We start from the raw sequence: 11174 nt of genomic DNA, 5'->3' as shown, positions 1-11174 counted from the left end.
TTGACACCCCTGACCTGATGCAGCAAGAGCTGTGGCGCGACTCGTGACGGGACCCCACCGCCCAGCCCGTTTGGTAAGGACGGCTCGCCTTCGGCATCGCGGGTGAGTTGTGTTGCCTAGGCGGTTGCGGCCTGGTCTGCCAGTCGCTTCGCGACTGCCAGTACCTCCGGCAGGATTCTGGCTACCGCGTCCTTCGTCAGTCGTCCCTCTGGGCCTGACACCGACACCGCGGCCAGCGTTGGGCCGCCGATCACCGGCACCGCGATGCACCGCACGCCCAACTCCTGCTCGGACTCGTCCAGCGCGAACCCGCGCTCCGCTATCTCGTCGAGCGAGTCCAAGAGTTCGCTCGCGTCCGTGATCGTGTTCGACGTGTACGCGGGCAGGCCCGTGCGTTCCAGCAGCGCGCGCACGTCCGAACGCGGCAGCTGCGAGAGCATCGCCTTGCCCACGCCGGTGCCGTGCGGCAGCAGGCGGCGGCCCACCTCCGTGAACATGCGCATCGAGTGCTTCGACGGCACCTGCGCCACGTAGACGACCTCGTCGCCGTCCAGCACGGCGAGGTTCGCCGTTTCCTCCACCGAGTCGACCAGTTGCGACAGCAGTGGGCGTGCCCACGTGCCGTACTGGCGTGAGGCGGTCTCGCCGAGGCGGATCAGGCGCGAGCCGAGGGTGTAGCGCCGGTTGCTGTTCTGGCGCACATAGCCCAGCGTGACAAGGGTGCGGATCAGGCGGTGGATCGTGGGCAGCGGTAGGCCCGACGATGCCGCGAGCTCGGAAAGTGAGGCTTCGCCGCCTGCGTCTGCCAGGCGTTCCAGCAGGTCGAAGGCTCTTTGCAAGGACTGCACGCCACCAGTGGACACGTGCGGCTCCTCTCATTGCAGTTCCGCAATGCAAAAACTATAGTCCACACAGCAAAACCGAGAGAGGTGGATCCAGGTGCAGGTCCTGACCGAAGAGGCTCTTGAGTTCGTCGCGAAGCTGCATGAGGCGCACGCCGCCCGCAGGGACGAGTTGCTCGCCCTTCGCAAGGAGCGCCGGCCCCTCGGGTTCCTGCCCGAGACGCAGCACGTGCGTGACGGTGAGTGGCAGGTGGCTGAAGCGCCGGAGGCACTGCGGGATCGGCGCGTCGAGATCACCGGGCCCACCGAGCGCAAGATGACGATCAACGCCCTGAACTCCGGGGCGAAGGTGTGGCTCGCGGACCTCGAAGACGCGAACACGCCGCACTGGGACAACGTCGTGCAGGGGCAGGTGAACCTGTACGAGGCGGCGCGCGAGACGATCGAGTTCACCTCGCCGGAGGGCAAGGAGTACAAGCTCAAGGGCGGGCCGTACCCGGCGATCGTCGTGCGGCCGCGCGGGTGGCACCTCGACGAGCGCAACCTCCAGTTCGGCGGCAAGAACGCCGTTGGCGCGCTTGTGGACTTCGGACTGCACTTCTTCCACAACGCCGAACTCGGCAAGCCGTACTACTACCTGCCGAAGATGGAGTCGCACCTCGAAGCACGGCTGTGGAACGACGTCTTCACGACGGCGCAGAAGCTCAAGGGCGTTCCGCACGGCACCATCAGGGCCACGGTGCTCATCGAGACGATTCCGGCCGCGTTCCAGATGGACGAGATCCTCTACGAACTGCGTGACCACGCGTCGGGGCTCAACGCCGGTCGGTGGGACTACCTCTTCAGCGTCATCAAGTACTTCCGTGACGCGGGTGCGGACTACGTGCTGCCGGACCGCAACAGCGTGACGATGACGGCGCCGTTCATGCGCGCGTACACCGAGCTTCTGGTGAAGACGTGCCACAAGCGCGGGGCGTTCGCCATGGGTGGCATGGCCGCGTTCATCCCCAACCGCCGTGACCCCGAAGTCACCGAGAACGCGTTGCGCAAGGTCCGCGAGGACAAGACGCGCGAGGCGAACGATGGTTTCGACGGGTCGTGGGTTGCGCATCCTGATCTCGTGCCGATTTGCCGCGAGATCTTCGACGGGGTGCTGGGTGACCGGCCGAACCAGATCGACAAGCAGCGTCCGGAGGTCAGCGTCACGGCCGAGCAACTGCTCGACTTCAAGTCCGCGGGTGGCGCGGCGACGCGGGCCGGGCTGGAGGCCGCGGTCGACGTCGGCGTGCGCTACATCGCGTCCTGGCTGGGCGGCAACGGCGCGGCGGCGATCCACAACCTGATGGAGGACGCGGCCACCGCGGAGATCAGCAGGTCGCAGATCTGGCAGTGGATCAACAACAAGGTCGTGCTCGACGACGGCACGCAGGTCACCGCCGACGCCGTGCGGGAAGTGCTGACGCGGGTCGGGAACGAGCTGGAGGGCCCGCACGTCGCTGCGGCCGTCGAGCTGTTCGAGCAGGTCGCGTTGTCCGAGGACTTCGTCGACTTCCTGACGCTGCCGGCGTACGAGCGCATCTGATGTACGAGACATCGCTGTCCCCGGAGGACGTCGCGCGGGTGACCGCGCGGCTGTCCACTGTGGAACGCGGCTGGCCGACGGGCCGTCAGCCCGTGCACACCTGCTACGTGCCCGCCGGTCGCATCATCGGGTCCACGATCGCCGACTGGGGCCGCGAGGCGCTGGAGTCGATCGAACCGGAACTTCTCCCGGAACTGCCCGAGGGCGTGCTGAAGCGCGTCGAGGACAAGCTCCGCCGAGAGCCGGTCGAGGACCTGCGGATCGACTTCGAGGACGGCTACGGCGCGCCCGAGGACGACGTCGAGGACATGGACGCCGAGAGCACGGCGAACCTCGTGTCGCGCTGGCTCGCCGACGGCACCGCGCCGCCGTCGTTCGGGCTGCGGATCAAGTCGTTCGACACGGCCGAGTTGCGCGAGCGCGGACTGCGCACGCTGGACATCTTCCTGACAGCACTGGGAGAGATTCCGCCAGGTTTCGTCATCACTTTTCCGAAGGTGACATCAGTCGACCAGGTCGAGGTGTTCGGGGAGGTGCTCGACCTCTTCGGCAAGGACCTGAAGTTCGAGATCCAGGTCGAGACCACGCAGTCCATCGTGGACAGCACCGGCCGTCTCGCCATCCCGCGGTTCATCGAGGCGGGCCGCGGCCGGGTGACAGGTCTGCACTTCGGCACCTACGACTACACGGCGGGCTGCGGGCTTTCCGCCGCGCAGCAGCACCTGGCCCACGGCGCGTGCGACTTCGCCCGGCACGTGATGCAGGTTTCCGCTGCTGGCACGGGTGTCCGCCTCTCGGACGGCTCCACCAACGTGCTGCCCGTCGGCGACCAGAAGAAGCACGGCTGGGACACGCACTACCGGCTGACGCGACGGTCGCTGGAACACGGTTTCTACCAGGGTTGGGACCTGCACCCGGCACAACTGGTGACACGATATGCGGCTGTTTACGGTTTCTACCGCGAAGGTCTGGAAGCGGACGCGGCACGTTTGAAGGCGTACGTGCAGAACGTCTCAGGAGGCGTTCTGGACGAGCCGGCGACCGCCCAGGCGCTGTCATCGTTCTTCCTCCGAGCGGTGGACTGCGGTGCGCTCGATCCGGTGGAAGTGCAGGTGGCGACGGGTCTGGACGAGTCAGCACTGCGGGGGCTCGCCACCCGATCGAGCTGATCGGGTCATCACCCGTTCGTGTGGTTCTGTCAATGGGTGTCGAATAGTGCGGGCAATGGGTGCAGGGTGGCTCGCATGAGCATGCGAGCGGGCCTGTGGACCGGGCTACCCGACCTCGACGCTGCCGAGCACAAGTACCAGGTCGTCGCGTGCGAGGCGGACGTGGACACGTTGATCAGGCTGCTGGGGCGGCCCGAGTGCAACGACGGGTCGCTCGACCACTTCGGCCGCGACCTCACGGCCGAGGGCGACCCGGACCACAACGTCGTGCTCGCCGTGCGCGGCGCGTGGGGCTACATGTACTACGTCGACAACACCTTCATGGGCTGGCCCAAAGGGTCCGAGGAAGCGCCGTACGTCAACGAGAAGTACACGGACTTCCCGCCCGGCGTCGGCGTCCCGCTCGGCCTGTTCCGGCAGCTGCTGATCGAGTTCATGGTCTCCGGCGAACGGCCGACCGGCGTCGGCTGGTACTCCGAGGCGGACCTGTTCCACTCGTGGCGTGATCAGCAGATGTCGTTGCGCACGAGCGAGAACCGCTGACTCTCAGCTGAGCGCTGGTTAGATGGCTGCATGAAGGCCGTGGTGATGGGTGGGGGAATCGCCGGCTTGCTCGCCGCTCGGGTGCTGACCGAGACGTGCGACGAAGTCGTTGTCCTGGAACGCGACAAGCTGACGAACGAGCCCGAGTACCGAGCGGGTGTGCCGCAGGGCAGACACACGCACGGACTGCTGGTGCGCGGCGGCGAACTCCTGGAAGAGCTGTTTCCCGGACTGCGCGACGAACTCGTGGCGGAAGGCGCGGTGCTCGCTGACGCGGGGGACATGCAGATCCTCAACCCTCTCGGCTGGCTCGCCACGACGCACATGGGCATGCCGCTGCTGTCGTTGAGCCGTCCGCTGCTGGAGACCTGCGTCAGGCGGCGCGTCACCGCCGAGATCGTGGACGGCGTGCACATCACCGGGTTGTCGTTCCGCGACGGCAACGTCGATGGCGTGCTCACGCGGGACGGCAGGGTCGACGCGGACCTGGTCGTGGACGCGTCCGGGCGGTCGTCGAAGCTGGCTGCCTGGCTCGCCGAAGCGGGGATCACCACGCCGGAGCCCGAGGTGGTCGACTCGGGCACCGGCTACGCGACCCGGATCTACACCGCGCCGGACGACTTTCCCGTGGTGTACGCGGAAAGTCTGTCCGCGCCGGATCTGCCGCGCGGGGTCGCGGCGATGCGCGTCGAGGGCGACCGGATCATGGTCACCGCGCAGGGCGCTGTCGGCGATCACCCGCCGCGCGACCTCGACGGGTACCAGGAGTTCCTGAACTCGTTGCGGGTGCCCATTTCGAAGTTGCTCGCCGACGCCGAACCGCTCACGCCCGTCTACCTGTTCGCGCGCACGGCCAGTCGTCGCAACGCTTTCGAGGACGTCGCGAACTGGCCGGGCGGGCTCGTGGCGGTCGGAGACGCCGTGTGCGCGTTCAACCCCGTGTACGGGCAAGGGATCACGGTGGCCGCGATGGAGGCGCTGTTGTTCCGGCGGCACAAGGACTTCAGCGCCAAGGGGTGCCGGGCGTTCCAGCGGAAGATCGCGAAAGCCTCGAAGGGGCCGTGGGCGATGTCCAGCAACGCCGACCGCAGCTGGGTGGAGACCCAGCGCGGTGGCCTGTTGGGCTGGTACCTGAAGAAGTGGCAGGCCGGGATCGTGCACGACCCCGACCTGTTCCGCCGCTTCGTCCGGGTCGTGCACATGGTCGCGACGCCTGCGAGCCTGCTCAACCCGGTGGTGTTCAGAAGGCTGGCAAAGTACTCCAGGCCTGGCCCGCGTCCGGAGCGTCGTCCCGCAGGATCGAGCCCTCGATGAGCCCGTACGGGCGGTCCGCGGCGTAGAACACCTCGTTGTCGTTCTCCAGGCCGAACGCGCTCAGGTCCACCAGGAAGTGGTGCTTGTTCGGCATGGAGAGCCGCACCTCGGCGACCTCCGGCCGTGCGTTCAGCACGGCCTCGCCCATCGCGTACAGCGTCTGCTGCAACGACAGGGAATGCTTGTCCGCGAACGTCTTCAGCATCACGGACCGGATCTCGGTGAACGACTTCGCCCAGTCGACGTCCGTGCCGGCGTAACGCCAGCGGGCCGTCACGGACGTCGCGAGGATGCGGTCGTTCGTCTCCTTCAGCGTCGTGTACGGGTCCTTCGGATAGCCGTGGAACTCCGAACCCGTCGACTTCAGCACCACGAGGTCGCGTACGCCCGACACGACCCAGGCCTGAGAGCCCTCGATCGTCACGGCGGTGGTGCGCTTCTCGTTCGACCCCTGCGAGAACGCGTGGTCGTGGCCGTCGATGCGCTCCCACGCGTGCTCGTCGATCAGGATCCGCGCGCCGGAAATGGCCTCCTGCGTGCCCACGAAGTGGTGGCCGAGGCGTAGCGCGAAGTCCTCGATCTCACCGACCGGCGCCTCCTTGGCGAAGGCGTAGACGGTGTTCTTCTGCGTGTCGGTCGCGAGCACCTTGGCGTTGTCGCCGGTCAGGTGCGTGTCCGAGAGGTCTCCGCGCAGCGAGGTGCTGACGGTCAGGTCTTTGATGGTGTGCACGGAACCGTTGCGCGACACCGTGACGAGGCGGTTCTCCGCCTTTCCGTACTGGTTGGGGCCCAGGACGATGGCCATGAAATCAGCTCCCGATCAGCTTCTGCAGCCGCAAGGCGGCGATCTTCGCGAGTTCGTCGTTGACGACGCGGAGCTCCACGTCCGGCGGGTTGTCCATGCGACTGGACAGGTTGCCGAGCATCTCCGCACCGCTCAGGCCGGTCGCGCACACCAGGTAGATGTGCCCGAACCGATCCTCGTACGCGGCGTTGGCCTCCGCCAGGCGATCAGCCTGGGAGGCGTCCACACCGGACTGTTCGGACCGCGACCACTTCGCCGACACCCCACCTGTCTTCTGTCGTTCGCCGATGCGCGGGTGCCCGGCGATGGCGCCGAGCACCTCCTCGTCGGAAAGTCCTTGTGCGGCAACCGAAGAAGCCGCGAGGAGAGCATCCATCGACGCGTAGGGCCTGCCCGCCACCATCGCGTCGATCCAGCGGGGTACCGCGAGGCACTCGGTGAGCAGAGGTCGCAGTTCGGCCTCCGGGGCGCTGTTGAAGCTGTCCACGGCTCTCCAAGTTTCTGTATCGCGGAATCTAACTTCCACATTCTTGACCCGGGCTGCGCGAGATGTCTAGTGTCTCCATAGAGCGAAATCCAACTTCCGCAATGTGGAAGGAACAGCCCAAGATGTTCGACGCAAACCTGTCCATGCTCTTCACTGAGCTGCCCTTGCTGGAACGCCCGCAAGCGGCGCGGGCCGCCGGGTTCGACGCGGTCGAGATCTGGTGGCCGTTCGCGGACGCCGTACCCGAGACACGGGAGATCGAGGCGTTCGAGAACGCCATCGTCGACGCGCAGGTGCGCCTCGTCGGCCTCAACTTCTTCGCGGGCGACATGCCGGCCGGAGATCGCGGGCTCGCGAGCTGGCCCGGCCGCGAGACCGAGTTCCGGACGAACGTCGAGATCACCGCGGCCATCGCGGCCCGCCTCGGCTGCCGCACGCTCAACGCGCTGCACGGCAACTTCGAGACGACCGCGCAGACCGTCTCCAACTACCGCTTCGCCGCCGACGTCGCGGCGGAGATCGGCGCCCAGCTCGTGATCGAACCGCTCAGCGGCGCGCCGAAGTACCCGATCAAGACCGCCCACCAGGCGTTCGAGCTCATCGACGAGATCGACCGCGGCAACGTGAAGCTGCTCGCGGACCTCTACCACCTCGCCACGAACGGCGACGACCTCGACCTCCTCGCCGACCACGTCGACCGCATCGGTCACGTGCAGATCGCCGACGCTCCCGGACGCGGCGAGCCCGGCACCGGCGAGCTCGACCTCTTCGGGCACCTGCAGAAACTCCGCGCCAACGGCTACACGGGCTTCGTCGGCGCCGAGTACAAGCCCGTCACCCACTCCTTCGCTTGGAGGGACAACGCATGACCAGGATCGGTTTCATCGGACTCGGCATCATGGGCAGCCCGATGGCGGCCCACCTCGTAGCCGCCGGGCACGACGTGACGGGCTTCGACCTCAGCTCCGCCTCGCTGGAGAAGCTCGCTGCCGACGGTGGCAAGGCTGCTTCGTCAGCACAGGAGGCCGTGAGCGGCGCCGAGGTCGTCATCACGATGCTGCCGAACCACCCGCAGGTCGAGGCGGTGATCGACGAGGTCACGTTCGACGACGGCACGCTGCTGATCGACATGAGCACGATCCGCCCGTCCACATCGATCGGGATCGCGAAGAAGCTGTCGAACGTCCGCGTGCTCGACGCGCCGGTCAGCGGCGGCCAGACCGGCGCGGTGCAGGCGTCGCTCAGCATCATGGTGGGCGGCGACGAGGCCGACTTCGCCGCCGCCAGGCCGTTCCTGGAGGTCGTCGGCAAGACGATCGTCCACGTCGGACCGCACGGCGCCGGCCAGGTCGTGAAGGCCGCGAACCAGCTGATGGTCGGCGGCATCTACGCCCTCGTGGCCGAGTCGATCGTGCTGCTCGAGGCGTCCGGCGTCGACCCGAAGGCGGGCCTGGACGTGCTCGCGGGCGGTCTCGCGGCGAACCGGATCCTGGACCTGAAGCGCGAGTCGATGATCGCGCGCGAGTTCCAGCCCGGCTTCCGGATCGACCTGCACCACAAGGACATGGGCATCGCACTGGACGCGGCACGCGCCGCCGACGTCGCACTGCCGGTCACCAACCAGATCGCCGCACTGGTCGCGGCGGCACGCGCGCAGGGTTACGGGTCGCTCGACCACTCCGCGCTGCTCAAGGTCATCGAGAACTTCGCGGGAAGGTCGTAGCCAGATGCCGAAGATCCCAGTCATGCAGGCGGTCGTCGAGGTCCTGAAGTCCGAGGGCATCGACACCGTGTTCGGCTGCCCCGGCGCCGCGATCCTGCCGCTGTACAAGGCGATGGAGCAGGACGGCTCGATCGAGCACCTGATCGTGCGGCACGAGGAGGGCGCCACGCACATGGCGGACGGCTGGTCGCGCACGACCGGCAACGTCGGCGTCGCGATCGGCACCTCCGGTCCCGCCGGCACGAACATGATCACCGGGCTCTACACCGCGCAGGCCGACTCCGTGCCGATCCTCTGCATCACCGGCCAGGCCGCGGTGTCGAAGCTGCACCAGGAGGCGTTCCAGGCCGTCGACATCGTCTCGATCGCCGCGCCCGTCACCAAGTGGGCGGTGCAGGTCAAGGAAGCCGCGCAGATGCCGTGGATCTTCCGCGAGGCGTTCCGGATCGCCCGCTCCGGCCGGCCGGGCCCGGTCCTGATCGACCTGCCGATCGACGTGCAGAAGCAGGAGATCGAGTGGGACTCCACGATCGACGAACCGTTGCCGGTGCCGAAAGTCGTGCCCTCCGACGCGCGGGTCGAGCGCGCGCTGGAGATGCTGCTGGCCGCGGAACGCCCGCTGCTGCTCGCGGGTGGCGGTGTCATCCTCGGCGAGGCGTCCGCCGAGCTGCTGGACCTGGCCGAGTTCCTGCAGATCCCGATCCAGGCCACGCTGATGGGCAAGGGCGCGATCGACGAGGACCACCCGCTCTACGCCGGCATGACCGGCATCCAGACCTCGCAGCGCTACGGAAACGCGTCGTTCCTGGAGTCGGACCTGGTGCTGGCTCTGGGCGCGCGGTTCGGCGATCGGCACACCGGTGACCTCGCGACCTACCGCGGCGACCGCAAGTTCATCCACGTCGACGTCGAACCGACGCAGATCGGCAAGGTGTTCGGGCCCGACCTCGGGATCGTCGCGGACACCAAGCTGTTCCTGCAGGCGTTGCTGGAAAAGGCTCGTGAACGTGGTCCGCGCGCGGCCGGCGCGTGGGTCGACCGCTGCCAGGAACTCAAGCGGACGCTGCTGCGGCGCGAGGACTTCGAGACCGTGCCGGTCAAGGCGCCGAGGGTCTTCAAGGAGATCAACGAGTTCTACGGCCCGGACACCTACTTCGTCACGGCCATCGGGCTCTACCAGATCTGGTCCGGCCAGCACCAGAAAGCGCACAAGCCGCGGCACTACCAGGTCTGCGGCCAGGCCGGTCCGCTCGGCTGGGAGATCCCGGCGGCGATCGGCGTGAAGAAGGCGCGGCCGGACGCTGAGGTCGTCGGCATCGTCGGCGACTACTCGTTCCAGTTCCTCGTGGAGGAGCTCGCGGTCGGCGCCCAGTACGACGTGCCGTTCGTGCTGATCATGCTGAACAACGAGTACCTCGGCCTGATCAGGATGGCCGAGGACCACGGTGGCTACGACATGAAGTACGAGGTCGACATCCACTACGACACGAGCGGCTCGGACAACGTGAAGATCATGGAGGCCTACGGCTGCTCCGGCGTCCGGGTCGCCGATCCGAGCGAGATCCGCGGCTCGCTGGAGTGGGCGCGCAAGGAGGCGGACAGGACCAGCCGCCCCGTCCTCGTGGAGATCATGATCGAACGCGAGGGCAACACCGCGAACGGCACGTCGATCGCCGCGATGAAGGAATTCGAGCCGCTCCCGTGAGCTCAGTGATCGTCGCGCCGGACAAGTTCAAGGGATCGCTCACCGCCCCGCAGGTCGCTGCCGCCGTCGCGCGCGGCCTGCGGGAGGCGGTCCCGGACGTGGACGTGCGCCTCCTCCCGGTGGCCGACGGCGGCGACGGCACCGTCGACGCCGCCGTCGCCGCCGGGTTCATGAAGGTGGGGCGCTGGGTCACCGGGCCGGTCGGCAAGCCGGTGCCCGCGTCGTTCGCGGTCAAGGGCACGACCGCCGTGGTCGAGGTGGCTTCGGCGGCCGGGCTGACGTTGCTGGACCGGCCCGCGCCCCTCGACGCCACCAGTTACGGCGTCGGTGAGCTGCTGAAAGCCGCTCTGGACGTCGGCTGCACCACGATCGTGCTCGGGCTGGGCGGCAGCGCGTGCACGGACGGCGGCGCGGGGATGCTGGAGGCGCTGGGCAAGGCGTCGTTCGGCGGCGTCGACCTGGTGCTGGCCTCGGACGTGGACAACCCGCTGCTCGGTCCGTCCGGGGCCGCGGCGGTCTACGGGCCGCAGAAGGGGGCTTCACCCGAGCAGGTGGAGATCCTCGAAGCGCGGCTCGAAGCGTTCGCCCAGCTCGTGGGCCCGGAGTACGCCTCAAAACCGGGAGCGGGCGCGGCCGGCGGGATCGGGTTCGCGGCGCTCGCGGTGCTGGGCGCGCGGTTCCGGCCCGGCATCGAGGTGGTGCTCGAACTGGCCGGGTTCGCCGAAGCCGTGACGGACGCGTCGCTGGTGATCACGGGCGAGGGGTCGCTGGACGCGCAGACCCGGCACGGCAAGGCGCCGTACGGGGTGGTGAAGGCCTCCGGTGACGTGCCGGTGGTCGCGGTGGCGGGGCAGTGCTCGGTCGAACCCGGTGACCTGGGGCTCAAGGCCGCCTACGCGCTGTTGGACATCGAGCCGGACGTGACGAGGTGCATGGCCAGGGCGGAGACGCTGCTGGTTGATCTCGGCGGTCGCATCGCCCGCGACTGGGTGTCAGAGTGAGTG

11 protein-coding genes are annotated in these 11174 nt (G+C 68.0%); 8 read left to right on the top strand and 3 right to left on the bottom strand.

Annotation, left to right across the window (positions count from 1 at the left end; all coding sequences use genetic code 11):
• Nucleotides 1-116: 116 nt before the first annotated feature.
• Nucleotides 117-863, bottom strand: a complete 747-nt coding sequence (locus ACH413_RS47195) for an IclR family transcriptional regulator (RefSeq protein WP_360047395.1) — start codon at nt 861-863, stop codon at nt 117-119.
• 76 nt (nt 864-939) lie between these two features.
• On the opposite strand from ACH413_RS47195, the gene aceB reads away from it, so the two are divergent.
• The 4 genes from aceB (at nt 940) to ACH413_RS47175 (ending at nt 5450) form a co-directional block, all read left to right on the top strand.
• Nucleotides 940-2424 (top strand): malate synthase A, encoded by a 1485-nt coding sequence (gene aceB / locus ACH413_RS47190; RefSeq protein ID WP_360047394.1) that lies wholly within the window; start codon nt 940-942, stop codon nt 2422-2424.
• Nucleotides 2424-3593 carry a DUF6986 family protein gene (locus ACH413_RS47185; RefSeq protein WP_360047393.1) on the top strand — a complete coding sequence of 390 codons (1170 nt, stop codon included), beginning with the start codon at nt 2424-2426 and terminating at the stop codon, nt 3591-3593. The genes aceB and ACH413_RS47185 overlap by 1 nt, the downstream gene beginning before the upstream one ends.
• 75 nt (nt 3594-3668) lie before the next feature.
• The gene (locus tag ACH413_RS47180) at nt 3669-4136 is read left to right on the top strand and encodes an Imm1 family immunity protein (protein WP_360047392.1); all 468 of its coding nucleotides are present in this window, start codon (nt 3669-3671) and stop codon (nt 4134-4136) included.
• Between the two features lie 30 nt (nt 4137-4166).
• A complete protein-coding gene (locus ACH413_RS47175) occupies nt 4167-5450 on the top strand; it encodes a hypothetical protein (protein WP_360047391.1) in 1284 nt (427 codons plus the stop codon).
• Here ACH413_RS47175 and pucL read toward each other — a convergent pair.
• Nucleotides 5377-6255: a factor-independent urate hydroxylase gene (gene pucL, locus ACH413_RS47170; protein ID WP_360047390.1), complete on the bottom strand. Its 879-nt coding sequence runs from the start codon at nt 6253-6255 to the stop codon at nt 5377-5379. The genes ACH413_RS47175 and pucL overlap by 74 nt on opposite strands.
• Before the next feature lie 4 nt (nt 6256-6259).
• Nucleotides 6260-6781 (bottom strand): 2-oxo-4-hydroxy-4-carboxy-5-ureidoimidazoline decarboxylase, encoded by a 522-nt coding sequence (gene uraD / locus ACH413_RS47165; protein WP_360047389.1) that lies wholly within the window; start codon nt 6779-6781, stop codon nt 6260-6262.
• 83 nt (nt 6782-6864) lie between these two features.
• On the opposite strand from uraD, the gene ACH413_RS47160 reads away from it, so the two are divergent.
• Genes ACH413_RS47160 through ACH413_RS47145 form a run of 4 tightly spaced genes read left to right on the top strand, consistent with a single transcriptional unit; the run spans nt 6865 to nt 11171 of the window.
• Entirely contained in the window at nt 6865-7611 is a 747-nt protein-coding gene (locus ACH413_RS47160) for a TIM barrel protein (RefSeq protein WP_360047388.1), read from the top strand.
• Nucleotides 7608-8465, top strand: a complete 858-nt coding sequence (locus tag ACH413_RS47155; protein WP_360047387.1) for an NAD(P)-binding domain-containing protein — start codon at nt 7608-7610, stop codon at nt 8463-8465. Before ACH413_RS47160 ends, ACH413_RS47155 begins: the two co-directional genes overlap by 4 nt.
• A gap of 4 nt (nt 8466-8469) precedes the next feature.
• A complete protein-coding gene (gene gcl, locus ACH413_RS47150; protein ID WP_360047386.1) occupies nt 8470-10170 on the top strand; it encodes a glyoxylate carboligase in 1701 nt (566 codons plus the stop codon).
• On the top strand, nt 10167-11171 hold the full coding sequence (locus tag ACH413_RS47145) for a glycerate kinase (RefSeq protein WP_360047385.1): 1005 nt from the start codon (nt 10167-10169) through the stop codon (nt 11169-11171). The genes gcl and ACH413_RS47145 overlap by 4 nt, the downstream gene beginning before the upstream one ends.
• Nucleotides 11172-11174 lie beyond the last annotated feature (3 nt).

The sequence above is a fragment of the Lentzea sp. NPDC020367 genome, from assembly GCF_044387305.1.
Classification (GTDB): Bacteria; Actinomycetota; Actinomycetes; order Mycobacteriales; family Pseudonocardiaceae; genus Lentzea.
This window is presented reverse-complemented; position numbering and strand designations above follow the sequence as displayed.